The sequence below is a fragment of the Micromonospora zingiberis genome (assembly GCF_004331455.1).
GTDB classification, from domain to species: Bacteria; Actinomycetota; Actinomycetes; order Mycobacteriales; family Micromonosporaceae; genus Micromonospora; species Micromonospora zingiberis.
Genome location: NZ_SJJR01000010.1, coordinates 148,272 through 172,031, shown reverse-complemented (window position 1 = coordinate 172,031; position 23,760 = coordinate 148,272). Strand labels below are relative to the sequence as shown.

Here is a 23,760-nt window from a genome sequence, read left to right as displayed (position 1 = left end):
CTCGGTACGGGATGACCATCCTGTCGCACCCGGGCACGGGCCTGCAGCCCGGTTACCGGCTCACAGTCCCAGGCCGCGCCCGATGATCTCCTTCATGATCTCCGTGCGGATGCCGGCCAGGTCGGACCCGGCGCCCGGCTCGCTCATCGCGATGGCGGTGACCAGGTCGCCGGAGCAGAATCCGGGCAGCCAGCGCTGGCGTTGCGCGTCGGTGGTCAGTTCGGTGAGGTACTGCGGCACCGCCTCGCGGGCGAGGAACTGTCGACACAGGTCACGAAAGTCGTCGTGGTCCGACTCGTACAGATGCTGCTGCATGGCGGCATGTGTGGCACCGCCCCGGTGGGGTCCGCCGCAGTCAGGTGAGGACGCGTGCGACGACGGTCAGGTCGGTGACCAGTCCTTCGTACGCCTTGTCCTGGTCGTCGGCGCGGAGCACGGCGGACGGGTGGATGGTGGCCAGTAGTCGGGCCGGCGGCGCGTCGGCGGTGCCGCCGGCGTTGTCCACCGGCACCCGGTGGAAGTCCTCCGGGTGCTGGGCGGCGGCCGGCCAGGGCAGCAGTTCGCCACGCTGGCGGGTGACCCGGAAGGTGGGCCCGAGCAGCGCCTTGGCGGCGGTCGCCCCGAGTACCACGACGACCTCCGGCTTCAGTTGGGCGAACTCGGCGACCAGCCAGGGTCGGCAGGCGGTGATGTGCACCCGGTCCGGGGTCTGGTGGATGCGCCGCTTGCCGCGCAGTTCGAAGCGAAAGTGTTTTACGGCATTTGTGAGGTAAATGTGGCTCGGGTCGAGTCCGGCGTCGTCGACCGCCCGGCGCAGCAGTCGGCCTGCGGGGCCGACGAACGGGAGGCCCTTCTGGTCTTCCATGTCGCCGGGTTGTTCACCGACGAAGACCAACCGGGCGGTGGCGTCGCCGCGACCGAAGACGGTCTGCGAGGCGTCCCGGTACAGCTCGCAGCCCCGGCAACCGGCAGCCGCGGCGCGCAGGTCGTCGAGCGTGTCGGCCTGCGGCGGAATGAACTGCTGCGCCCCTGGCGCGCTCTCGACCATGCCCTCCGTTCTACCCCCTCTCCCCCACCCCAACCGACCCCCCTCCCCACCCCCCTCCCTGTCGATCTTGCACTTCTGGTCGCCCTTCCGTACCTAATGACCCGGTATGTCCAGGCAAGAAGTGCAAGATCGCGGGGGCGAGGGGGGTGGGGGTGAGGGGGGTGGGGTTAGGGGGTTAGGGGGTTATGAGGGTGGGGGTGGGGGGGGGTGGGTGGCGTGGGTGAGGGTTTGGGTGAGGGGTGGGAGGTCGGCTTCGGTCAGGGGGCTGATGGTGAGTCTCAGGGCGGGTGGGGCGGCGATGCGGAAGAGGGCGCCGGGGGCGGCCAGCCAGCCGGCGTCGCGGAGCACGGTGGAGGCGAACGTCTCGTCGGTCACCGGCAGCCACACGTTGAGCCCACTGCGGCCGTGTGCGGACAGGCCCTGGTCGGCGAGGGCCGCGACGAGGCCACGTCGGCGTCGTTCGTAGCTGTCGGCCGCCCGTTCGACCAGGGCGGTCACCGCCGGGTCGTGCCAGAGCGACAACACCAGGCGTTGCAGCAGGGTGGAGACCCAGCCGGCGCCGACCCGGGTCCGCCCGGCCACCCGGGCCACCGTCGTCTCGTCGCCGGCCAGCACGGCCAGGCGCAGGTCGGGGCCGAAGGGCTTGCTCACCGAGCGGAGGAAGGCCCAGTGGGCGGTCGCCCCGGCGAGCGGGTGCAGCGGTACGCGGGCGAGTTCGGCGGCGTGGTCGTCCTCGATCAGCAACAGGTCGGTACGGCCGGCGAGCAGGTCACGCAGCGCGGCGGCACGGTCGGCGGAGACGGCGGCGCCGGTGGGATTCTGGGCCCGACTGGTCACGATCAGCGCTCGGGCCCCGGCGGCGATCGCGGCGGCGACGCCCGCCACCAGTGGTCCGTCGTCGTCGACCGGTACGCCGATCGGTCGTAGGCCGAGCGCGGCGATGAGATCGAGTTGGTTGGCCCAGCCGGGGTCCTCCACCGCGACCACGTCGCCGGGGCGTAGCTGGGCGGTCAGGAGTCGTTCGATGCCGTCGAGCGCGCCGCTGCTGAGGGTCAGGTCGGTGGCGGGCACGCCGTCGGCGGCGAGCCGTTGGCGCGCCGCCTCGGCGAACTCGGGGAGCATTCCGGCGTCGGAGTAGCTGATCGGCGGCCCGATGTGCTCGGCGAGCGCGGCCAGGTGGGGACCGAGTGGCGGGAGTAGCCGCGCGTCGGGTTCGCCTCGGGACAGGTCGCGCAGCCCGGCGGCGGGTGGCGGACGCAGCGCGGCCCGACGGGCGGCGACCGGCGGGCGGGGGCGTACCCGGGTGCCGTGCCGGCCGGCGGTGACGATGAGTCCGCGTCGGCGCAGTTCGGCGTAGGCGCGGGAGACGGTGGCCGGACTGACGGCCAGTTCGGCGGCGAGCACCCGCACCGGCGGCAGGGAGTCGCCGGGGGCGAGGGCGGCGTGCCGGATGCCGGACTCGATGCTGGCCGAAATCTCGGCGGCCGCCGCGCCGGTGACCTGATAACGTGCTGACACAAACAAGAGATTGTACTAGAACAAAGGTGGGAGCATGTACGCGCAGACCGCCCGCACCACCCCCAGCCGCTCCTCGGACCGGATGAGCTACGACCGGGCCACCGCCCACGCCGTGCTCGACGAGGCGTACCACTGCGCGCTCGGGTTCACCGTGGACGGCGAACCGCGCGTCCTGCCCACCCTGCACGTACGCGTCGGCGACACGCTCTACCTGCACGGCTCCACCGGCAGCCGACCACTGTTGGCCGCCCGGGGCGACGGGTTGCCGGTCTGCGTGGCGGTCACCCTGCTCGACGCGCTGGTCTACGCCCGCTCGCAGTTCCACCACAGCGCCAACTACCGGTCGGTGATCGCGCACGGCACCGCCCGGCTGGTCACCGACCCCGGCGAGCGGGCCGGGGGGCTGACCGCCCTGGTGGAGAAGGTCGGCGCCGGCCGCTCGGCGGACAGCCGCCCACCGGACCGACGGGAACTGGCCCAGACCGCCGTGCTGGCGCTGCCGCTGACCGAGGTCTCCGTACGCGCCCGCACCGGAGGCGTCGCCGACGAGCCGGCCGACCACGCGCTGCCGTACTGGGCCGGGGTGGTGCCGCTGCGGTTGACCGCCGGCCTGCCGGAGCCGGACCTCGGCGTCGCCGCTCCCGTGCCGGCGTACCTGCGGCCGGCCCGTACGGCCTGGCACGAGCCCGTGCCGCTGCGCGGCGAGCACGTGCTGCTGGAGCCGCTGGACCTGACCCACGCCGACGAACTCTTCGCCGCGACCGCCGACCCGCAGGTGTGGCAGCACCTCGGCGCCGCCCAGCCGGTCACCGCCGACGGGCTGGCGGTCACCATCCGCGCCCATCTGACCGCCTGGCACCGGGGTGAGCAGGTGCCGTGGGTGCAGCGCTGCGCGGTGACCGGTGCGGTGGTCGGCACCACCTCGTACTACGAGATCGACCCCGACCGGCGGTCGGTGGCCATCGGGTACACCTTCCTCGGCCGGCCGTGGTGGCGTACCGGGATCAACACCGAGGCCAAGCTGCTGCTGCTCGACCGGGCCTTCGGCGAGTTGGGGGCGGTGCGGGTGGTCTGGCACACCGACATCCGCAACGAGCGTTCGCAGCGCGCCATCGAGCGGCTCGGCGCGACCCGGGAGGGAGTGCTGCGGATGCACCGACTCCGCCCGGACGGCTCGTGGCGGGATACCGTGCAGTATTCGATGACCGTCGACGAGTGGCCGAACGCACAGGTCAGGCTGCGGGAAAGGCTTCGCGCGCAGGCGTCGGCGGCCGCATGATGTCCAGCGTGCTGGGGATCACCGACATCTGGACGTACGTGCTGGGCACGGTGGCCATCGTGCTGCTGCCCGGACCCAACTCGCTGTTCGTACTCTCCACCGCCGCGCGACGCGGGGTGGGCACCGGTTACCGGGCCGCTGGCGGGGTGTTCGTCGGCGACGGGGTGCTGATGTTCCTCTCCGCCGCCGGGGTGGCGTCACTGCTCAAGGCGTACCCGCCGATCTTCCTCGTGATCAAGTACGCCGGTGCGGCGTACCTGGGGTATGTGGGGTTGACCATGCTGCGCGCCGCCTGGCGGCGCTGGCGGGACCGCAACGACCCGACCACGCCGCGGCTGATCGACGCCGCGCAGCCGGCGGAGATGCGCAGCCCGTTCCGGAAGGCGCTGGTGATCAGCCTGCTCAACCCGAAGGCGATCCTGTTCTTCGTCTCGTTCTTCATCCAGTTCGTCGACCCGACCTACCCCTGGCCGGCGTTGTCCTTCCTGCTGCTCGGCCTGATCGCCCAGGTGACCAGCGCGCTCTACCTGACCGCGTTGATCTTCGCGGGCACCTTTCTGGCCGCCCAGTTCCGCCAGCGCCGCCGGCTGGCCGCCGGCGCGACCACCGCCGTCGGCGCACTCTTCCTCGGCTTCGGCCTCAAGCTCGCCCAGGGCTGAGAGGTGCAAGGAAGGTGCCCTTGTTAACGCCTCGTGCAGAGCAAGGGCCCCTTGTTAACGGCTGGAGCTGTCAGGTGCCGTCGCCGCCACCGCCGATGCCGGCGCCACCACCCGTGCCGCCCAGGCCGAAGCCGGGCGGGACCGGCTCGTCGGGCGGGCGGCTGACGTGGGCGGACTCGGTGATGTTCGCCGACCAGTCGGCGTGGGCCGCGGCGGCGGCATGCCGGTTGATCGTCTCGCGCAACCAGCCGTCCACCGTGGAGATCCAGTCCCGTTGGTCCGCACCGGCGTGCCAGATCCGGAACCGGCTGATGCTGGTGTGGGTGATGCCGGCCAGCGCCAACCGGCGGTCGCACCAGAGGATCACCTCCAGGCCGGCGGAGTTGGCCACGAAGATCACCTCCAGCTCGGTGATCGGCCCGGCGTAGAGCGGGCCGACCCAGAAACCCCACCGCTGGTGCAGGGACAGGGTCTGCGCCACCCCGGGCAGCCGGCCGTCGACCAGCCCGGACTGACGCACGCTGAAGCCGAGGGTGTCCAGGGCCGCCAGGATGTGCTGCTGGGTGGGCAACGGGTGGACGAAGACCGGAACCATCGCGCCCTGGTCCACCGCCGGTTCGATCGCCACCTCGGTACGCAGCCCCATCCGCAGACTGAGCAGCGGTACGCCGCCGAGCGTGGTCACCGGGGTCTCCCACGGCAGCGGGAACTCGAAGGGGATCGACCGGGCCCGACCCGCCCGAAGGACCAGGGCATCGGACACCTGTGCCTGGTGGAACTGCACCAACCGGCGCGGCGCCTCCGGGTCGTCCGGCTCGACCGTGCTGACCAGGCCGAGCCGGACGTGGTAGACCGGCACGTCGACGGAGCCGGCGATCAGGTTCACCCGCCCCGGCAACCGTAGGCCGGGGCGGGTGCTCGGGTTGGCCAACGCGGTCTGCACCGTCAGGCCCGTACCGCCCGATTCCGGTGACACCCCCGTCAGCCGCACCCGCGTCGCTCCTACCTCAGTCGGCGCACCGCGCGCGGAATCGGATCGGTCTCGTCGTCGAACTCCCCGATGACCTCTTCCAGCAGGTCCTCCAGGGCGACGAAACCGACCGGCCGGGTAGGACCGCCGCCGTTGCGGACCATCGCCAGCTGGGACTGACGGGCCCGCATCGCGGCCACCGCCTCGGTCACCGTCGCCGTGTCGGGCAGCGTGATCGCGTCGTTCATCAGATCCGCCGCGGTGGCATCGGGCCGGCTGGCGGTGGCCCGCACCGCCTCCCGTACGTGCACCAGGCCGCAGACGTCACCGGCGGCGTCCAACACCGCCAGCCGCGACCGGCCGCTGTCCCGGCTGACCTGCTCGATCCGGTCTGCCGGGTCGTCCCGACGGATCGTCACCATCCGGTCGAACGGCTCCATCACCTGGGCGACCGTGGTCGCCTGCAACTGGAGCATGCTGGTCAGCATCTCGTGCTGCGCGGCACCGAGCAGGCCATGTTCGCGGGATTGCTCCAGCAACATGCGCAGTTCGTCCGGACCGTGCACCTGGGCGAGCTGGTCCTGCGGGTTGACCTTGGCCAGCCGCAGCATCGCGTTGGCCACCGCGTTGAGCGCCGACAGCATCGGCCGGGCCACCCGGGCGAAGGCCCGGAACGGCAGGGCCAGCAGCAGCGCCGACCGCTCCGGGTGGGTGATCGCCCAGGACTTCGGCGCCATCTCGCCGACCACCAGGTGCAGGAAGGTGACCAGGCTCAGCGCGAAGATCAGCGCGATCACGTGGCTGGCGCCGTACGGCAGGCCGACGGCGTGCAGCAGCGGGCTGAGCAGGCGTTCGATCGCCGGCTCGGCGAGCGCACCGAGACCGAGGGTGCACAGCGTGATGCCCAGTTGCGCGCCGGCCAGCATCAGCGACAGCTCGCGTACGCCGTCGAGTGCGGCCTTGGCCGCCCGCCCACCGCCGACCGCCGCCTGCTCCAGGCGGTACCGCTTGCTCGCCACCAGCGCGAACTCGGCGGCGACGAAGAATCCGTTGAGGGCGAGCAGGACCACCGAGGTGATCAACGCGAATCCGGTGCTCATGCGGTCACCCCCTCACGCCCGCCGGTGAGTTGCAGGCGCACCGAGTCGGCCACGTGCCGGTCGACCGCGAGCACCTCGACCAGGGCACGCGGGGTGACCTGCCCGTTGTCGCCGTCGGCCGGCAGGCTGATCTCCAGCCGGTCGCCGACCTCGGGCACCCGGCCCAGTTCCCGCATGACCAGCCCGGAGAGGGTGTCGTACTCGGGGTGTTCGGGTAGCGCGATGCCGGTGCTGTCGGCCACCTCGTCGATCCGCCAGCGCGCCGGCACCACCCAGGAGCCGTCCTCCTGCCGGGCCGGGGCCCGCTCCGGTGGATCGTCCTCGTCGCGGATCGGGCCGACGAGTTCCTCGGCGATGTCCTCCAGCGTGATCACACCGGCGAAGCCGCCGTACTCGTCGACCACGCAGGCGAGCTGCCGGTGCCCGGAGCGCAGCCGGTCCAGCACCGTGGGCAGCGGCAACGTCTCGGGCACCAGCAGCGGCGGTACGGCCACCGTGCCGACCGGGGTGGTGGCGCGCTGCGCCGGAGGCACCCGGAGTACGTCGGAGATGCCGATCACGCCGACCAGGTCGTCGACGCCCTCGGCACCGCGCACCGGGAAGCGGGAACGGCCGGTGTCGAGCAGTTCGACCACCCGGCTGATCATCTCGTCGGCGCGTACGGTGTGCACGTCGACCCGGGGCACCATGGCCTCGCCGGCGGTCAGCTGACGGAAGTCGAGCCCCCGGTCGAGCAGCTCGGACATCTCCGGGTCGAGGTGCCCTTCCAGCCGGGATTCGGCGATGATCTGCTCCAGGTCCTCCGGGGTGGCGCCGCTGGGCAGTTCCTCGATCGGCTCGATGCCGACCCGGCGCAGCAGCCGCACCGCGGCCCGGTCGAACAACTTGATCAGAGGGCCGGCGATCGCCAGGTAGATCAGGGTCGAGCGGGCCAGTGCCCGGGCGACCGGCTCGGGGCGGGCGATGGCCAGGTTCTTCGGGGCCAGCTCGCCCACCACCATCTGCACCACGGTGGCGATGACCAGGGCGAGCACCACCGACAGCGGCAGGCTGACGCTGGTGGAGACGCCCGCCACGCCGAACAGCTCGGCCAGGCCGGCACCGAGGTACGGTTCGGCGGCGTAGCCGACCAGCAGCGCGGTGACGGTGATGCCGAGTTGGGCACCGGAGAGCATGAACGACAGCCGCGCGGTGACCTCCAGGGCCCGTGCGGAGGCCTGGTCGCCCTCGGCGGCGCGCTGCTTGAGTTTGCCTCGGTCTACGGCGACGTAGCCGAACTCCTGCGCGACGAAGTACCCCGTCGCGACGGTCAGAACGATGATCAGAAGAAGACCGACGAGGATCAACACGGGAGGCTCAGGGCTCCCGGGGTCGTCGGATGGTGTGGATGCCGGGGCTTACCCGGCTGGCTACTGCTGCCCTCCTGGGCAGAAGAGTCGATCATGCGGTCATTCTACCGGCCCAGCCGCCTTCATCGCGGGCCTGCACGGCGAGCGCCCCGGCGGTGTGCGGGTGCACCGCCGGGGCGCCTGAGGCTCCGTGTTAGTAGGGGGCCCTTCCTATGCACCAGGCGTTAACAGGGTGCCCTTCCTTTCACACCTGCACCTAGCTTTGGAGGATCCGGACGTCGTCGATGGCGGCCTCGACCAGGCTGGCGGTGCTCGCGTCGGCGGCGTCGACCACGATCCGTACGGTCTGTCCCCGCAGCGCCGAGATGTCGGCACTGGCGGTCTGCCAGGCCGCCGCCCGGTTGCTGGCCGCGCCGGTCACGTTGAGCGCGGTGACCGTACTGCTGCCCACCACCCGCACCCGCAGGTAGTCCGCGCTGCTGGAGTTGTTCAGGTGGGCCAGGTACCAGGAGAAGGACACGCTCAGCGTGCCGGTCGACGGCAGGGTGATCGTCGGGGACTGGATGGTGCTCACCCCGCCGTCGAGGTCGTGGTCACCCGCGCTGGCACCGGCCAGCCGCCCGGTGACCAGGTCGAAGCTGCCGCTGACCGTGGTGCCGAGTTGGGTGGCGACGCCCGAGCTGCTGGTGGCCTCGGGGTCGCCGCGCTCCCACTGGCCGGCCGTCGCGGTGTCCGTACCGGCGGGGTTGGTGGTCCAGCCGGTCGCGGTCTCGAAGGTGTCGCTGTACACCGTCGTGGCGGGCGGTGGGGTCGCCACCTGGGCCAGCGTCCAGACCGTGTACGCGATGGCGTCGGCGTTGCGGTCCAGGGCGGTGTCGTTGATGTTGCTCGTGGTGTCGCAGGACCGGTGGTAGCAGGGATCGAAGGCCTGTCCGGCGGTGCCGCCCCAGAGTGTCGCCTGGGCGCTGGACTTGACGCCTTCGGCACCGGTGAAGGTGCCGCCGGCCGGGATGCCCACGTTGATGAACGGACCGTAGTCGCTGCGCCCGTCGAAGTCGGTGCCCCGGGTCGGTACGCCGATGGAGGTGAAGTACGCCTGGATGGTCTGTTCGATCTGCGCCGAGCCGGCCGGGCCGGGGCCGGCGCCCACACCGTCGGAGTTGTCCCCGTCGTAGACGAAGTAGCCGGCGTTGGGCGAGCCGACCATGTCGAAGTTGAGGTACTGCTTGATCCGGCTGCGTTCGGCGGCGGGCAGGTTGTTGACGTAGTACTGCGAGCCGCGCAGCCCCAGTTCCTCCGCGCCCCACCAGCCGAAGCGCAGGTGCCGGTCCGGGGTGAAGCCGGTCCGGGCGACGGCGAGCGCCACCTCCAGGATCGCGGCCGAACCCGAGCCGTTGTCGTTGATCCCCGGTCCTGCGGTCACGCCGTCCAGGTGCGCCCCGGTCATCACCACCGCGTTGGGATCGCCACCGGGCCAGTCGGCGATCAGGTTGTAGCCGGTGGCGCCGTTGTAGGTGAAGGACTGCACGGTGGTGGTGTAACCGACCGCGTCGAGTTGCGCCTTCACGTAGTTCACCGAGGCGAGGTAGCCGGGCCGGCCGTGGGCCCGGTTACCGCCGTTGGCGGTGGCGATCGACTGGAACTGGCTCAGGTGCGCCTTGACGTTGGCCAGCGCGATGTTCGGCGCGGCGACGGCGGCGGCGACCGGTGCGTCGGCCGCGGGCCGCGCCGCGCCGGCCATCGGTGCGACGGCCAGGGCCGACGCCGCGGCGGTCGCGGTGGCGACGGCCGCGGCGAGCCCGACGGTACGCAGGGGGCGGAATCTCATGGGTCCTCCCGGTTCGCAGGTGAGCACCGGCCAGCCGGAGGTGCGCGCGGCCGGAGGACGGCCACTTGATCGATGTCCGTCACTGCGGAAGGTTCCTGTGATCCGGCCGGGCGGGGCAAGACGCAAGGTGCCGGAATAGTCGGCCTGCCCGAAAACCGGCCCTCTTGCCCGCCGGGTGCAACGGTTTCAGCGGTCGGCCAGTTCGTCGGCGTCGAGCAGATCCCGGTTCAGCCGGCCGCCGCGGTAGGCGGCTCGACCGATCATCTGGGCGGCGACCGGGGCGGTGGCCAACTGGAAGACGCCGACCAGGGCGACCATGCCCAGGTCGGAGAGGGTGCGCAGGCGCAGCGCCACGCCGAGCAGCAGGAGCAGCACGCCGAGCACCTGGGGCTTGGTGGCGGCGTGCATCCGGGTCACGGTGTCGGGAAACCGCAGCACCCCGATCGCGGCGGCCAGGCTCAACAACGCGCCGGCGACCAGACTGGCGGCACCGAGCCAGTCGGCGACATGGGCCGGGGTGAACGCCCAGTCCATCGTCGTCACCGGTCCGCCGACCGGCGGCCCGGCCCCGCCCGGCCCGACTCCGGCGGGCGGTGTCACGGCTGGTCCCGGACGGCGAAACGGGCCAGGGACACCGAACCGACGAAGCCGAGCAGGGCGAGCACCACCAGCACGGGCAGGGTGGTGGCGTGCCGGTTCAGTGCCGCCTCGGCGCCGACGGCACCGACCATCGTGGCGAGCAGCATGTCGGCGGCGACCACCCGGTCCAGCAACGACGGACCCCGGTAGAGCCGGACGAGGGCGAGCAGGGCGGTCAGCGACAGCAGGCCGGCGATCGCCAGCACGAGGACGATGTTCACGAGGACTCCTTGTCGACGGGCACGGAGAGCACCTGGCGCAACTCGGCCGCCGATCCGACCGCCGCGACGACCCGCCGCTCCACGATGCGAACCTGCTTGCGGGCGTTGGCGAGGTCCGCCGGGCCGCGCACGTCGAGCACGTGCACGTAGAGGACGGCCGCATCCCGGTCCGTCTCCACGATCAACGTGCCCGGTACCAGCGACAGCGCCTCGGCGGTGAGCGCCAGGTTGAGATCGGTGGGCACCCGGAGCCGAACCGCCACGATGGCCGATCGCGGTACGTAGCCGGGCTGCACCGCGATCCGGGCGACGTGCAGACTGGCCCGGACCAGTTCGACGACGAAACGCGCCCCGAACACCAGCAGCCCGCGCGGTCGCAGCCGCCCACCGAAAGTCACCGACGGCAGCGGGAAGAACACCAGCACCCCGGCGGCCACCAGCAGGCCGCCCAGCAAATTTCCCCAACTGAAATCGCCCCAGAGCAGGTTCCAGACCAGCACCAGCCAACCGACCGCGATCAGTTGGTCCCGTCGCCGTCCCAGCTGGGCCCGCACCCCCCGTGGTGGCGGGGCACCCGGACCCGACCCGGTCACGGCGGCCCACCCGGCAGGACGGCGTGGATGTACGGGGTCCGCTCCCGCAGGTCGACCGCCGCTCCCGTGGTCACGTCGAACAGCGGCCCCGCCACCACGGTCAGGGCCACCCCGAGGACCACCAGGACCGTGGTGGCACCGACGGTCAACCCGGGCAGCGGTGCGCTGGGCCGGACGGTCTGACAGGGCACCCGCCAGAAGGCCATGCTCCACACCCGGCTGGCCACGTAGAGGGTGAGCAGGCTGGTCAGTGTGCCCACCGCCACCAGCGTCCAGGGCAGCACGCCCCCGACCGCCACACCGGCCTGGAGTAGCCCGAGCTTGCCGAGAAATCCGGAGAACGGCGGGATGCCGGCGAGGTTCATGGCCGAGACGAAGAAGAGCACCCCGAGCACCGGCGTCACCCGGGCCAGCCCGCCGAGCCGACGCAGGTCGGTGCTGCCGGTGCGTTGTTCGATCAGGCCGGCGACCAGGAACAGGGTGGTCTGGATGGTGATGTGGTGGACCACGTAGAAGATCGCCCCGACCAGCCCGGCGACGGTGCTGAGCCCGACCCCGAAGATCATGTAACCGATGTGGCTGACCAGCGTGAACGAGAACAGCCGTTTGAGGTCCGACTGGGCCACCGCGCCGAGGATGCCGACCAGCATGGTCAGCCCGGCCACCACCAGCAGCAGCTTGCCGGCCCGCTCGTCGGGGAAGAGGAGGGTCTGGGTTCGGATGATCGCGTACACGCCGACCTTGGTGAGCAGGCCGGCGAAGACGGCGGTGACCGGCGCCGGTGCGGTCGGGTAGCTGTCCGGCAGCCAGGCCGACAGCGGGAAGACCGCCGCCTTGATGCCGAAGGCCAGCAGCAACATCAGTTGCAGGCTCAGCCGTACGCCGTCGGGCAGTTCGTCCAGCCGGGCGGCGAGGTGCGCGAGGTTGAGCGTGCCGGTCGCCGCGTAGACCAGGCCCACCGAGATCAGGAAGATCATCGAGGCCAGTACGTTGACCACCACGTACGTCGAGCCGGTGCGGATGCGTAGCCGCGTGCCGTTCAGGGTGAGCAGGACGAAACTCGCCGCGAGCAGCATCTCGAAGCCGACGAAGAGGTTGAACAGGTCACCGGCGAGGAACGCGTTCGTCACGCCGGCGGTCAGCACCAGATAGGTGGGGTGGAAGATGGCCAGCGGTGCGCTCTCGCCGGTCTCCCCCTGCCCCTGACCGATCGAGTAGAGCAGCACGCAGAGGGTCACCGCCGAGGAGACCACCAGCATCAGCGCGGCCAGTTGGTCGGCGACCAACACGATGCCGACCGGTGCGGGCCAGGCGCCGATCTGCATCACCAGCGGTCCGTGCCGGTACGCCCGCACCAGCAGCAGCACCGCCACCAGCAGGGTGGCACTCAGACAGCTGACACTGACCAGCCGCTGCGGCAACGGCCGGTTCACCAGCAGCAGCGTCAGTGCCGCACCCAGCAGCGGCAGCAGTACCGGCAGCGGGACGAGCGCGGTCATCGGTCGTCCCGGCGGTCCGGCGGACAGCGGTTCATCCCGGCCCCTCCCCGCGTTGCCCGGGTGCCGGCGCGTCGAGCTGCTCGGGGTCGAGCTCCGGCGGTTCGCCGCCCAGGTCGACGGCGGAGACCTCCTTGCGGGCGGCGCGACGCACGATCCGCTGGTCCTCGATGTCGTCCGGCACCTCGTCGTCGCCGGTCAGGTACCAGCTGCGGTAGCTGATGGCCAGCAGGAAGGCGGTGAACCCGAAGGTGATCACGATGGCGGTGAGCACCATCGCCTGCGGCAGCGGGTCGCTCATCGCCCCCCGTTCGGTGACCCCGGCCACCGGCGCCCCGCCGGGCCGGGCGCCGAAGATGATCAGCAGGTTGACCCCGTTGCCGATCAGGATGACGCCGAGCAGGACCCGGCTCAGGCTGCGCTCCAGCAGCAGGCTCACCCCGCAGCCCACGAGCACCCCGATCGCGATGAAGGACATCAGGTTGGCGCCGGTACCGCTCACCGGGGCCCTCCCTGGCGTTCGACGGCGAGCCCGCCCTCGGGCCCACCGGCCGCCTCGATGTGCCGATCCACCTCGGCGCCGAGGCTGCGCAGCACGTCCAGCGCCAACCCGATCACCACCAGGTAGACACCGACGTCGAAGAAGAGCGAGGTGACCAGGTAGAAGTCGCCGACCAGGGGCAGCCGGAAGTTGAGTTTGGCGCTCTCCAGCGCGGCGCCACTGACCAACAGGGAGACCACCGCGCCGCCGACCGCCAGGGCCAGCCCGGCACCGAGCACCGTGCCGGCGCTGACCGGTGCGGCCTCGGCCAGCTCGTACCGACCACCGGCCAGGTACCGCATGATCAGCGCCAGGCTCGCCACCAGCCCGCCGGCGAAGCCGCCGCCGGGCGCGTTGTGACCGGAGAACACCAGATAGAACGAGAACAGCACAGCGGTGTGGAAGATCAGCCGGGTGACCACTTCCAGCACCAGGGAGCGGTTGCGCTCGTGCAGGGTGGCGCCGCCGCGCAGCCAGACCGGCCGACCGGCGACCGCCTCGCCCCGGTCGGCCTCCAGGCGGCGGGGCCGGGGACCGGTGCGGGACCGTTGGAAGACCAGGCTGGCCACCCCGGTGGCGGCGACCACCAGCACCGCCAACTCCCCCAGGGTGTCCCAGGCGCGAATGTCGACAAGCGTCACGTTGACGACGTTGCGGCCGAACCCACGCTCGACCGCGAACTGGGGAAAGTCCTCCGAGATGCTGCGCGCCCGCCGGGCGGAGGCGGCAGCGACGGCGAGGCCGGCGACGGTCAGCCCCACCGTCACGCCGATCGCCCGCCGGATCCAGCGGCTGCTCCACAACGGTCGCACCGAGAACCGCTCCGGCAGGCGGCGCAACACCAGCACGAAGACCGCGATGGTGACGGTCTCCACCAGGAACTGCGTCAACGCGAGGTCGGGTGCGCCGTGCAGCACGAAGAGCATCGCGGTGCCGTAGCCGGTCATGCCGACCAGCAGCATCGCGGTCAGTCGGCGGCGGGCGCCCACCGCGAGCACCGCGGCCAGGGTGATCACCAGCAGGACCACGGGTTGTACGGGCGTCACCCACAGCGGGATCGAATGCTGCCATGGCCGGATCACCAGCAGCACACCGCCGGGCACGGCGGCCAACACGATCAGGATCAGACCGAGGTACTGCGGCAGCGAACCGCGCTGGGTGATGCTGGTGACGTCCACGGCGAGCCGGTCGAAGCGGTGGGTGATCCACTCGTACCCCTGTAGCCCGGTCACCGGTGCGCGCAGCCGGACCAGCAGCGGGGCCAGCGGGCCGCGCAGCGCGAACAGCACCGCCCCGCCGGCCAGGGCCAGCGCGGAGAGGCCGAGCGCCGGGGTGAGGCCGGACCACAGCGCCAGGTGCGCGTGGACGGATCCGAGGATTTCCGCGTACGGGCGCAGCAGGTGATCGACCGTGCCCGCCGCCGACCCGGCGACCAGCCCGACGACGGCCAGCCCGGCCGGCGGCAGCAGCATCGCCGGCGGGATCCGCCGCAACCGGGTCGGTGCCGCTCCCGGGCGATTGCCGAACGCGCCCCAGAGGAACCGCAGGCTGTAGGCGACGGTGAGTACGGTGCCGACGACCAGCACCGCCAGGACCAGTGGTCGATCGGTGAAGGCGGCGAACACCGCCTCCTTGCCGACGAAGCCGAGCAGCGGTGGCACGCCGGCCATCGACGCGGCGGCGAGCACGGCGACGCCGGCCAGCACCGGCGCGTCGCGGCCCAGCCCGGACAGCTTGCGCAGGTCCCGGGTACCGGCGCCGTGGTCGATCACGCCGACCACGAGGAACAACGCCGACTTGAACAGCGCGTGCGCGGCCAGCATCGCCAGGCCGGCCAGCGCGGCGTCCGCGGTGCCCACCCCGACGGCCACCGCGAGCAGGCCGAGTTGACTGACCGTGCCGTAGGCGAGCAGCAGTTTCAGGTCGGTCTGGCGCAGCGCCGACCAGCCGCCCAGCACCATGGTGGCCAGGCCGGCGACCAGCACCACCGGACGCCATGGGCCGACCACGGCGAGCACCGGGGCGAGCAGGCCGAGCAGGTAGATGCCGGCCTTCACCATCGCGGCGGCGTGCAGGTACGCGCTCACCGGCGTCGGCGCCGCCATCGCCACCGGCAGCCACGAGGTGAACGGCAGCAGCGCCGACTTGGACAGCGCCCCGAGCAGGATCAACAGCACCGCGACCACCAGGTACGTGCCACCGGGCAACGGGCGCTCGGCCAGCTCGGACCACCGGTAGGTGCCGGCGTGGTGGCCGAGCATGATGAACCCGACCAGCATGGCCAGGCCGCCGAGCGTGGTCACGATCAACGCCTGGGCCGCCGCCCAGCGGGCGGAACGCCGTTCGGTGCTGTGCCCGATCAGCAGGTACGACAGGACCGTGGTCAGTTCCCAGCAGACGTAGAGCAGCAGCAGGTCGTCGGCGAGGACGAGGCCGAGCATCGCCCCGGCGAAGCCGACCATGACGCCGGCGTACTGGGCCGTGCCGACGGCACCGGACGGCAGATAGCGGGCGCTGTAGATCAGCACCAGCGTGCCGACACCACCGACCAGCAGCGTCATCAGCCACGACAGGGTGGTCATCCGGAACGCCAGGTCCAGCCCCAGTTTCGGGATCCACGGGTACGTCTCGGCCAGCGCGCCGCCGTGGGCCACGTCGGGCGTACGCGCCAGGGCCCAGCCGAACGCGGCGGCGGGCGCGAGGGCCAGCGGGTAGCAGGCGCGCGGACCCCACCAACGCACCAGTAGCGGCGCCGCGATGGCCGCCACGAGGTGCAGGGTCAGCAGTACGAGCACGCGCGCTCCCGGTCGAGGTGGGGCAGCGGCGCCCCTTTCGGGTGCCTGGCGCCTAACAGCGATCAGACGACACCGCAGCGACCGATGGGTGACTTTGCCGAAAAAAGCCCATATTCACCCTGTGTCGGTGTGTTTGGTCACCGACGTCCTCGCCCACCGGGAACCCGAGCGACCTGGGCGCAGCGCGCGGCGGGGTAGCGAGGTGGCGAGGTGGCGAGGTGACGCCCGGTCAGTGCTGCGCGGGACGGTGGGCCGGCGGGAACACGTCGCGCCCGCGGACCTCGACCATCAGATCGGGCCGGCCGATCCGCCGGGCCGCCTTGTTGACCAGCCGCTGGGTGGCCGTGAGCGAGCGTACGGACAGCAGCCGACCCCGGCTCTCCCGGCGCAGCACGAAGTAGTGCACGGCGACGCGCACCTGGGCCCGATCGGCCGCGCTGGCCTGTGCGGTGACGACGACCAGTTCCCGCAGGCAGGTGGCGAGCCGCTCGGCCAGTTCGAGGTCGGACCCGTGCAGACCGGCGCGGAGCGCGGCGACGTGACTGTCGACCTTGCGGATCAGGACGTCGGTGCCGGATCCTGGGCCCCGCTGCTCGACGGCCATCCGATCTCCTCACCGCTCACCACACCGCGGGTGAAGTTACTTTATGTTGCCTGTCACAAGCAAGCAGTTAAGTAAGACTTAACGGATTGAACGCTCAAACAGCGTGTAACGCCTTAATCAGGTTATAACCCTCCCACCCGGACGTCGACCGGGCTCGGCGGATGTCGGTGCTCCGGGGCAGGATGGGCTCGTGGCGGAATCCAACGCAGCGCCGACCGGCGACGCGACGCTCTCCCGGTTCGGTGCGCCGACCCGGGAGTGGTTCGACGCCGCCTTCGCCGCGCCGACGGCGGCACAGGCCGGCGCCTGGGCGGCGGTCGCCGCCGGACACCATGCCCTCGTCGTCGCGCCGACCGGCTCCGGCAAGACCCTCGCCGCGTTCCTCTGGTCGCTCGACCGGCTGGCCCGTGAGCCCGCCCCGGCCGACCCTCGGCACCGGTGCCGGGTGCTCTACGTCAGCCCGCTCAAGGCCCTCGCGGTGGACGTCGAGCGGAATCTGCGCGCCCCGCTGGCCGGCATCCGACAGGCCGCCAGCCGCCTCGGGCTGCCGCCACCGGAGATCACCGTGGGAATGCGCACCGGCGACACCCCCGCCGACGAACGCCGGGCTTTCGCCCGTACCCCACCCGACATCCTCATCACCACTCCCGAGTCGCTCTTTCTGCTGCTGACCTCCGCCGCCCGCGACTCGCTGCGCGGCATCGAAACGGTGATCGTGGACGAGGTGCACGCGGTGGCCGGCACCAAGCGCGGCGCCCACCTGGCACTCTCCCTGGAGCGGCTCGACGAGTTGCTGCCCGCCCCGGCACAGCGGATCGGGCTCTCCGCGACGGTCCGACCGGTCGACGAGTGCGCCCGGTTCCTCGGCGGCGCCCGCCGGGTCGACGTGGTCGCCCCGCTCAGCGCCAAGACGATCGAGGTCAGCGTCCAGGTGCCGGTGGAGGACATGACCCGCCTCGACGAGCAGGAGGCGCCACAGGACCCGCTCGCCGGTCCGCGCACCGCGTCGATCTGGCCCGCGCTGGAGGAACGGGTCCACGCCCTGATCCGGGCGCACCGCTCGACCATCGTGTTCACCAACTCCCGACGCAGCGCCGAGCGACTCTGCGCCCGGCTCAACGAACTCGCCGCCGAGCAGACCACCGCGTCGGGCCACGCCACCCGGACACCGGCGGAGATGATGGCCCAGGCCGGGGCGGTGGCCGGCGCCCCACCGGTGATCGCCCGCGCCCATCACGGCAGCGTCTCCCGCGAGGAACGCCGGCACATCGAGGAGTCACTCAAGGCGGGCCAGCTACCCGCCGTGGTCGCCACCTCCAGCCTGGAACTCGGCATCGACATGGGCTCGGTCGACCTGGTGGTGCAGATCGAGGCACCGCCGAGCGTGGCCGCCGGGCTGCAACGCGTCGGCCGGGCCGGGCACCAGGTCGGCGCGGTGTCCCGTGGGGTGGTGCTGCCCAAGCACCGGGGCGACCTGCTCTCCTGTGCGGTGGTCGCCGAGCGGATGGGCGAGGCCGCGATCGAGGAGCTGCACCATCCCCGCAACCCACTGGACGTGCTGGCCCAGCAGATCGTCGCGATGGTCGCCCTGGACCAGTGGCGGGTCGGTGACCTGGCGGCGGTGGTCCGCCGGGCCGCACCCTTCGCCGAGCTGCCCGACTCGGCCCTGCACGCGGTGCTGGACATGCTCTCCGGGCGCTACCCGTCGACCGCCTTCGCGGAGCTGCGTCCCCGGCTGGTGTGGGATCGCGCCACCGACGTACTGACCGGCCGTCCGGGCGCGCAACGGCTCGCGGTGACCAGCGGCGGCACCATTCCGGACCGGGGACTCTTCGGCGTCTTCCTGGCCGGCGCGCAACGCGCCGCCCGGGTCGGCGAACTGGACGAGGAGATGGTCTACGAGTCCCGGGTCGGTGACGTCTTCCTGCTCGGTTCCTCCTCCTGGCGGATCGAGGAGATCACGCCGGACCGGGTGCTGGTCTCCCCCGCACCCGGGCAGGCTGCCAAGATGCCGTTCTGGAAGGGCGACCAGCCGGGCCGCCCGGTGGAGCTGGGCCGGGCGATCGGGGCCCGGATCCGGGCGCTGCTGCGGCCCGGCGACGAGGAGGCCAGGGCCGCGTTGCGCGCCGCCGGGCTGGACGACTGGGCCGCCGGCAACCTGCTGGCGTACCTGCGCGAGCAGCAGGCCGTGACCCGGGCGCTGCCGGACGACCGGACGGTGGTGGTCGAACGGTTCCGCGACGAGCTGGGCGACTGGCGACTGGCCGTACACAGCGTCCTCGGCGCCCGGGTGAACGCCCCCTGGGCACTGGCCATCGGCCGCCGACTCGCCGAACGCTACGGGGTGGACGCGCAGGTGCTGCCCGCCGACGACGGGATCGTCGTACGCCTGCCGGACACCGCCGACAGCCCACCCGGCGCCGACGTGGTGGCCTTCGACCCCGACGAGATCGCCCAGCTGGTGGAGGAGTCGGTCGGCACCTCGGCGCTGTTCGCCGCCCGGTTCCGGGAGTGCGCCGCGCGGTCGCTGTTGTTGCCCCGCCGGGACCCCCGCCGCCGCCAGCCACTGTGGCAACAGCGGCAGCGCGCCGCCCAACTACTCGACGTGGCCCGCGAGTACGCCGACTTCCCGGTCACCCTGGAGGCGGCCCGGGAGTGCCTCCAGGACGTCTTCGACGTGCCCGCGCTGACCCAGGTGATGCGCGACCTCGCCGGCCGTCGGGTCCGGCTGGTCGAGGTGGAGACGCCCCGCCCGTCGCCGTTCGCCCGCTCGCTGCTCTTCAACTACGTCGGCGCCTTCCTCTACGAAGGGGACGCCCCGCTCGCCGAGCGCCGGGCCGCGGCGCTCACCCTGGACTCGGCCCTGCTCGGTGAGCTGCTCGGCCGGGTCGACCTGCGCGAGTTGCTCGACCCGGCGGTGCTGGCCGAGACCGAGCAGCAGCTGCGCTGGTCGACCCCACAACGCCGGCCCCGCGACGCGGAGGACGTGGTCGAGCTGCTGCGTCAGCTAGGCGACCTGAGCACCGACGAGTTGGCCGAGCGCGGCGTGCCCACCGACTGGCTGACCGACCTGGCCGCCAGCCGTCGGGTGCTGCGGGTCCGCATCGCCGGTCAGGACCGCTGGGTCGGCGTGGAGGACGCCGGCCGGTTGCGGGACGCGCTCGGCGTGGCGTTGCCGGTGGGGGTCGCCGAGGCGTACCTCGAACCGGTGGCCGATCCGCTCGGCGACCTGGTCGCCCGGTACGCGCGTACCCATGCCCCGTTCGCGGCGGCCAGCTGCGCGGCACGGTTCGGGCTGGGGATCTTCGTGGTGGAACAGGCACTGCGCCGGCTGGCCGCCACCGGCCGGGTGGTCTCCGGCGAGTTCACTCCGGACACGGTCGGCACCCAGTGGTGCGACGCGGAGGTGCTGCGGCTGCTGCGTCGCCGGTCCCTCGCGGCGCTGCGCCGGGAGATCGAACCGGTGCCGCCCCGGGCGCTGGCCACCTTCCTGCCCCGCTGGCAGCAGGTCGGCTCGTCGGCCCGGGGCGTGGCGGCGGTGGCCTCAGTCGTGGAGCAGTTGCAGGGTGTGTCGGTGCCGGCGTCGGCGCTGGAACGGCTGGTGCTGCCGGTCCGGGTGGCCGACTACTCCCCCGCGCTGCTCGACGAGTTGTGTGCCAGCGGCGAGGTGCTCTGGGCCGGCGCCGGGGCGATCTCCGGTGGGGACGGCTGGGTCAGCCTGGCGTACGCCGACGTGGCGCCGTTGCTGCTCCCGCCGCCGGACGAGTCGCTGGCCCGTACCCCCCGGCACGACGCGGTGCTCGACGCCCTCGGTGACGGTCAGGCGCTGTTCTTCCGGGCGTTGGCCGACCGGATCGGCGCCACCGACGACGCCGAGCTGACCACGGTCATCTGGGACCTGGTCTGGGCCGGTCACCTCACCAACGACACCCTGGCACCGCTGCGCACGGTACTCGCCGGTGGCGGCGCGCACCGGGCCCGACCGGCGGCGGCGCACGGCCGCTACCGACGCCCGGGGCGGGTGGCCCTACCCAGCCGGGGTGGACCACCGACGGTGGCCGGCCGGTGGTCCCGGCTGCCGGAACGGGACAGCGACCCGACCCGCCGCGCCGCCGCCCTGGCCGACGTGCTGCTGGAGCGACACGGTGTGCTGACCCGGGGCGCGGTCGTGGCGGAGCAGGTGTCCGGCGGCTTCGCGGCGGTCTATCCGGTGCTGGCCGCGCTGGAGGAGCGCGGCGCTGCCCGGCGCGGCTACTTCGTCGACGGACTCGGCGCGGCCCAGTTCGCCGTGCCCGGCGCGGTGGATCGGATCCGTGCCCTGGCCGAACCGCTCGACGCCGCACCGCTGCGCGGCGGCCCGGCCGTGGTGCTGGCCGCCACCGACCCGGCCAACCCGTACGGTGCGGCGTTGCCCTGGCCCGAGCGGGTGGTCGACTCCGGCGACGCGGCACCACCGGCCACCGGTCACCGGGCCGGCCGCAAGGCCGGCGCCCTGGTCGTGCTGGTCGCCGGTGACCTGGTGCTCTACGTGGAGCGGGGTGGGCGCACGCTGCTCTCCTTCACCGACGACGCCGACGCGTTGGCCGCCGCCGGGAAGGCGCTGGCCGACGCGGTCGGGTCCGGCGCGTTGGGGCCGATCTCGGTGGAGCGCGCCGACGGGGAGGCGGTGCGTTCGTCCCCACTGCGCGACGCGCTCACCGCCGCCGGGTTCCGCACCACCCCGCGCGGTCTGCGCCTGCGAGCCTGACGGGTGGGTGGGTTCAGCGCAGCCCGGCGAGGACCTTCTCGTATCGGGGACGGTCGGCCTTCGGCGTCGGGGCTTCCAGGTAGTTGAGCACCACCGTGCCGCTGCGGTAGGCGGCCCCGGTCCACCGCTCGGCCAGGTCACCGGCGCTGCTCTCGTCCGGGAACACGTACACCGCCACGCCGTCGGTGACGACCAGTTCGGAGCAGCCCAGCCCGAGCCCGTCCGGCCCGCAGTCGACCGAGCGGTCCCGCGAGTTGGTCGCCTTCAGCCCGGCCGCCCGGAACGCCGCGACGACCTCCCGGGCGCTGGGCGCACCGGCCTGGCGGGGCGGCAACTCCACCGGCGGTGGGCTCGGCGGTAGCCGTTGCGGGCTGCCCTCGGCGCTCGGCCTGGCCGGCGCCGCGCCGCTCGGCTCGACCGGGGCGGCGGTGCTCGGCTCGACGGGGGTCGGAGCGGCGGGACCCTCCGGGCCGTGCGGTGGTTGCGGGACGACGCTGGCGGCCGAGGGTGCCGTCGGGTCGGCCACGGGCGACCGCTCCGGGTCACCACCGCAGGCGGCGAGCGCGGCCGTGAGCAGGAGGACGGCGGGCAGGATCCGGTGGTTCACCCGTGACAGTTTGCCCAACCAGCCGGATTTCGGGCAGTGGCCGGTCGGCCAGTGCGGTTGTCACCTATCCGCCATGTTGGACGCTCATCGGCGACCGCCGCCACCGACGCGGCGTTCGCACGTACCATCCGGTGCCGTGACCAGCAGTACGCGCAACATCCCGCCGGTACGACCCCAGGTCGTCTCGCTGACCACCGACTACGGTCTGGTCGACGGCTTCGTGGCGGCCAGCCACGGGATGATCGCCCGGCTCGCACCGGCGGTCCGGGTGATCGACGTGACTCATCTGGTGCCGGCCGGAGACATCCGCCGGGGTGCGGCGGTGCTCGCGCAGACCGTGCCGTACCTGCCGGTGGGGGTGCACGTGGCGGTGGTCGACCCGGGGGTGGGCACGGCCCGGCGGGGCATCGCGCTGGCCACGCCCGACGGCTATCTGGTCGGGCCGGACAACGGCCTGCTGCTCGACGCCGCCGCCGCGCTCGGCGGGGTGACCGACGCGGTGGAGCTGACCAACCCGCGCTGGCTGGCGGCCCGGGTCTCGGCCACCTTCCACGGGCGGGACGTCTTCGCCCCGGTCGCGGCCCGGCTGGCGTCGGGCGCCCCGCTGGCCGAGGCCGGCCCGACGATCGACCTGTCGACGCTGGTCCGGCTACCGACCCCGGTGGTCGAGGTACGGCCGGACGGCTTCACCGCCGAGGTGCTGACGGTGGACCACTTCGGCAACGTCCAACTGGCCGCCCCGGCCGAACTGCTGGCCGCGTTGCCGGCGCGGGTCCGGATCAGTCCGGTGGGCGGGGCGGGCTGGGAGCGGACGGCCGTGCACGGGCGTACGTTCGGCGACGCCCCGGTCGGTGCCCTGATCGCGCACGCCGACTCGGCCGGCCGGGTCGCCCTGTCGGTCAACGGTGGACGGGCCGCCGAGGTGCTCGCCAGCACTGCCGGTACGCTGCTGCGGGTCGACGGACTCGCCGGCTGCTGACCGGCCCGGCGCCACACGTACGAAACGTCCACTGTGGAAGGCTGTCGGGGTGGAAAATCGCTGGGTGCCTGCCGCCTGTCCCTGCTGCGCGTCGCGGACCGGCGGCGGCACCTGTCCAGTGTGTTTCTGGACCGACGACGGCCAGGGTGACACCGACGCCGACGTGATCCGGGGCGGGCCGAACGGCGATCTGAGCCTCACCATGGCCCGGCTCAACTTCGCCGTCTACGGCGCCTGCCACCCTCGATACCAGGAGCTGGTACGCGCCCCCCGGCCCGAGGAACTGCCCTGACCCTCAGCGACCGGGCCGGTGCCGACTGACCCCGACCCGGCTCGATCGGCAGCGCGACACCGTACCGCCCCAGACCAGCGAGATGCGTGGCTGAGGTACTCCCCGCTGGCCAGCGCGTACGAGTGCCGGGGCCGCACCACGGTGGGCCCGTTCGCGGTCGGGTTGCCGACCAGGCCGATCCGGGTGGCGTACGCCCGGTAGGTGAGGGCGGCGGGTGGGCGGGCGTCGGCCAGCCGCAGGCCGGTCGGGGTGTGCCGGACGTCGACGTCGTCGGTGTCGAGGGCGGAGAGGTCGGCGTGCCACCGGTCGGTACGCGCGGACAAGGCGGGGGCGGGATGCAGGGCCGCGGTGAGCACGGCGGCCGCGGTAAGCGCGAGAATGGGAATGCGGAGATAATTCATGGGCAATCCTCCAAATATTTCCCCAATACTCGCTGTGCCCGTAGATCGACGAGAAGTGCGCTACAAATAGCGATACACATGAATTGTGCTCGAC

21 protein-coding genes are annotated in these 23,760 nt (G+C 72.6%); 5 read left to right on the top strand and 16 right to left on the bottom strand.

Features of this window, described 5'->3' with window-relative positions; translation table 11 throughout:
* Positions 1-60 precede the first annotated feature (60 nt).
* The 3 genes from E0H26_RS16770 to E0H26_RS16760 all read right to left on the bottom strand — a co-directional run bounded on the left by E0H26_RS16770 (position 61) and on the right by E0H26_RS16760 (position 2,566).
* Positions 61-315 carry a hypothetical protein gene (locus E0H26_RS16770; protein WP_240742217.1) on the bottom strand — a complete coding sequence of 85 codons (255 nt, stop codon included), beginning with the start codon at positions 313-315 and terminating at the stop codon, positions 61-63.
* A 40-nt stretch (positions 316-355) separates the two neighbouring features.
* Positions 356-1,048 (bottom strand): UdgX family uracil-DNA binding protein, encoded by a 693-nt coding sequence (locus E0H26_RS16765; RefSeq protein WP_131304576.1) that lies wholly within the window; start codon positions 1,046-1,048, stop codon positions 356-358.
* Between the two features lie 183 nt (positions 1,049-1,231).
* A complete protein-coding gene (locus E0H26_RS16760) occupies positions 1,232-2,566 on the bottom strand; it encodes an aminotransferase class I/II-fold pyridoxal phosphate-dependent enzyme (protein WP_131304575.1) in 1,335 nt (444 codons plus the stop codon).
* 34 nt (positions 2,567-2,600) lie between these two features.
* Here E0H26_RS16760 and E0H26_RS16755 point away from each other — a divergent pair, with 34 nt between their 5' ends.
* Both E0H26_RS16755 and leuE read left to right on the top strand, forming a co-directional pair.
* Positions 2,601-3,845: a bifunctional pyridoxamine 5'-phosphate oxidase family protein/GNAT family N-acetyltransferase gene (locus tag E0H26_RS16755; protein WP_131304574.1), complete on the top strand. Its 1,245-nt coding sequence runs from the start codon at positions 2,601-2,603 to the stop codon at positions 3,843-3,845.
* Positions 3,842-4,504, top strand: a complete 663-nt coding sequence (gene leuE, locus E0H26_RS16750) for a leucine efflux protein LeuE (RefSeq protein ID WP_131304573.1) — start codon at positions 3,842-3,844, stop codon at positions 4,502-4,504. The genes E0H26_RS16755 and leuE overlap by 4 nt, the downstream gene beginning before the upstream one ends.
* 70 nt (positions 4,505-4,574) lie before the next feature.
* On the opposite strand, the gene E0H26_RS16745 is transcribed toward leuE, so the two are convergent.
* From E0H26_RS16745 to E0H26_RS16695, 11 genes are all read right to left on the bottom strand, one after another.
* Complete coding sequence (locus tag E0H26_RS16745; RefSeq protein ID WP_131304572.1) at positions 4,575-5,495, bottom strand: sporulation protein; 921 nt, start codon at positions 5,493-5,495, stop codon at positions 4,575-4,577.
* A gap of 11 nt (positions 5,496-5,506) precedes the next feature.
* A complete protein-coding gene (locus E0H26_RS16740; protein WP_131304571.1) occupies positions 5,507-6,574 on the bottom strand; it encodes a hemolysin family protein in 1,068 nt (355 codons plus the stop codon).
* Positions 6,571-7,923 (bottom strand): hemolysin family protein, encoded by a 1,353-nt coding sequence (locus E0H26_RS16735; protein ID WP_131304570.1) that lies wholly within the window; start codon positions 7,921-7,923, stop codon positions 6,571-6,573. Before E0H26_RS16735 ends, E0H26_RS16740 begins: the two co-directional genes overlap by 4 nt.
* A gap of 256 nt (positions 7,924-8,179) precedes the next feature.
* Positions 8,180-9,751: a M20/M25/M40 family metallo-hydrolase gene (locus E0H26_RS16730; protein WP_420812855.1), complete on the bottom strand. Its 1,572-nt coding sequence runs from the start codon at positions 9,749-9,751 to the stop codon at positions 8,180-8,182.
* A 186-nt stretch (positions 9,752-9,937) separates the two neighbouring features.
* Positions 9,938-10,351 carry a monovalent cation/H(+) antiporter subunit G gene (gene mnhG, locus E0H26_RS16725; RefSeq protein ID WP_240742216.1) on the bottom strand — a complete coding sequence of 138 codons (414 nt, stop codon included), beginning with the start codon at positions 10,349-10,351 and terminating at the stop codon, positions 9,938-9,940.
* The gene (locus tag E0H26_RS16720) at positions 10,348-10,611 is read right to left on the bottom strand and encodes an MrpF/PhaF family protein (RefSeq protein ID WP_131304569.1); all 264 of its coding nucleotides are present in this window, start codon (positions 10,609-10,611) and stop codon (positions 10,348-10,350) included. Before E0H26_RS16720 ends, mnhG begins: the two co-directional genes overlap by 4 nt.
* Positions 10,608-11,204: a Na+/H+ antiporter subunit E gene (locus tag E0H26_RS16715; protein ID WP_131304568.1), complete on the bottom strand. Its 597-nt coding sequence runs from the start codon at positions 11,202-11,204 to the stop codon at positions 10,608-10,610. The genes E0H26_RS16720 and E0H26_RS16715 overlap by 4 nt, the downstream gene beginning before the upstream one ends.
* Complete coding sequence (locus E0H26_RS16710) at positions 11,201-12,703, bottom strand: Na+/H+ antiporter subunit D (RefSeq protein ID WP_131304567.1); 1,503 nt, start codon at positions 12,701-12,703, stop codon at positions 11,201-11,203. Before E0H26_RS16710 ends, E0H26_RS16715 begins: the two co-directional genes overlap by 4 nt.
* A 31-nt stretch (positions 12,704-12,734) precedes the next feature.
* Positions 12,735-13,178: a Na(+)/H(+) antiporter subunit C gene (locus tag E0H26_RS16705; RefSeq protein ID WP_131304683.1), complete on the bottom strand. Its 444-nt coding sequence runs from the start codon at positions 13,176-13,178 to the stop codon at positions 12,735-12,737.
* A 20-nt stretch (positions 13,179-13,198) separates the two neighbouring features.
* Positions 13,199-16,036: a Na+/H+ antiporter subunit A gene (locus tag E0H26_RS16700; RefSeq protein ID WP_131304566.1), complete on the bottom strand. Its 2,838-nt coding sequence runs from the start codon at positions 16,034-16,036 to the stop codon at positions 13,199-13,201.
* 229 nt (positions 16,037-16,265) lie between these two features.
* Positions 16,266-16,640: a hypothetical protein gene (locus E0H26_RS16695; protein ID WP_131304565.1), complete on the bottom strand. Its 375-nt coding sequence runs from the start codon at positions 16,638-16,640 to the stop codon at positions 16,266-16,268.
* Between the two features lie 190 nt (positions 16,641-16,830).
* Between E0H26_RS16695 and E0H26_RS16690 the strand changes: the two genes are divergently transcribed.
* A complete protein-coding gene (locus tag E0H26_RS16690; RefSeq protein ID WP_131304564.1) occupies positions 16,831-21,387 on the top strand; it encodes an ATP-dependent helicase in 4,557 nt (1,518 codons plus the stop codon).
* Positions 21,388-21,400: 13 nt separating this feature from the next.
* Here the strand turns inward: E0H26_RS16690 and E0H26_RS16685 are convergent, their stop codons facing one another.
* A complete protein-coding gene (locus E0H26_RS16685; RefSeq protein ID WP_131304563.1) occupies positions 21,401-21,994 on the bottom strand; it encodes a hypothetical protein in 594 nt (197 codons plus the stop codon).
* Positions 21,995-22,151: 157 nt separating this feature from the next.
* Here E0H26_RS16685 and E0H26_RS16680 point away from each other — a divergent pair, with 157 nt between their 5' ends.
* Together E0H26_RS16680 and E0H26_RS30445 are read left to right on the top strand one after the other, a co-directional pair.
* Positions 22,152-22,973, top strand: a complete 822-nt coding sequence (locus tag E0H26_RS16680; protein ID WP_240742231.1) for an SAM hydrolase/SAM-dependent halogenase family protein — start codon at positions 22,152-22,154, stop codon at positions 22,971-22,973.
* Positions 22,900-23,265: a CPCC family cysteine-rich protein gene (locus tag E0H26_RS30445; protein WP_338106218.1), complete on the top strand. Its 366-nt coding sequence runs from the start codon at positions 22,900-22,902 to the stop codon at positions 23,263-23,265. Before E0H26_RS16680 ends, E0H26_RS30445 begins: the two co-directional genes overlap by 74 nt.
* Here E0H26_RS30445 and E0H26_RS29590 read toward each other — a convergent pair.
* Positions 23,199-23,666: a hypothetical protein gene (locus E0H26_RS29590; protein WP_206025178.1), complete on the bottom strand. Its 468-nt coding sequence runs from the start codon at positions 23,664-23,666 to the stop codon at positions 23,199-23,201. The two genes, E0H26_RS30445 and E0H26_RS29590, sit on opposite strands and share 67 nt — an antisense overlap.
* Positions 23,667-23,760 lie beyond the last annotated feature (94 nt).

Excerpts from the sequence above, each read along its gene's own strand:
- E0H26_RS16770 (WP_240742217.1), bottom strand. The coding sequence starts at position 315 with ATGCAGCAGCATCTGTACGAGTCGGACCACGACGACTTTCGTGACCTG.
- E0H26_RS16765 (WP_131304576.1), bottom strand. The coding sequence starts at position 1,048 with ATGGTCGAGAGCGCGCCAGGGGCGCAGCAGTTCATTCCGCCGCAGGCC.
- E0H26_RS16755 (WP_131304574.1), top strand. The coding sequence starts at position 2,601 with ATGTACGCGCAGACCGCCCGCACCACCCCCAGCCGCTCCTCGGACCGG.
- leuE (WP_131304573.1), top strand. The coding sequence starts at position 3,842 with ATGATGTCCAGCGTGCTGGGGATCACCGACATCTGGACGTACGTGCTG.
- E0H26_RS16740 (WP_131304571.1), bottom strand. The coding sequence starts at position 6,574 with ATGAGCACCGGATTCGCGTTGATCACCTCGGTGGTCCTGCTCGCCCTC.
- E0H26_RS16730 (WP_420812855.1), bottom strand. The coding sequence starts at position 9,751 with ATGAGATTCCGCCCCCTGCGTACCGTCGGGCTCGCCGCGGCCGTCGCC.
- E0H26_RS16710 (WP_131304567.1), bottom strand. The coding sequence starts at position 12,703 with ATGACCGCGCTCGTCCCGCTGCCGGTACTGCTGCCGCTGCTGGGTGCG.
- E0H26_RS16705 (WP_131304683.1), bottom strand. The coding sequence starts at position 13,178 with ATGTCCTTCATCGCGATCGGGGTGCTCGTGGGCTGCGGGGTGAGCCTG.
- E0H26_RS16695 (WP_131304565.1), bottom strand. The coding sequence starts at position 16,640 with ATGGCCGTCGAGCAGCGGGGCCCAGGATCCGGCACCGACGTCCTGATC.
- E0H26_RS29590 (WP_206025178.1), bottom strand. The coding sequence starts at position 23,666 with ATGAATTATCTCCGCATTCCCATTCTCGCGCTTACCGCGGCCGCCGTG.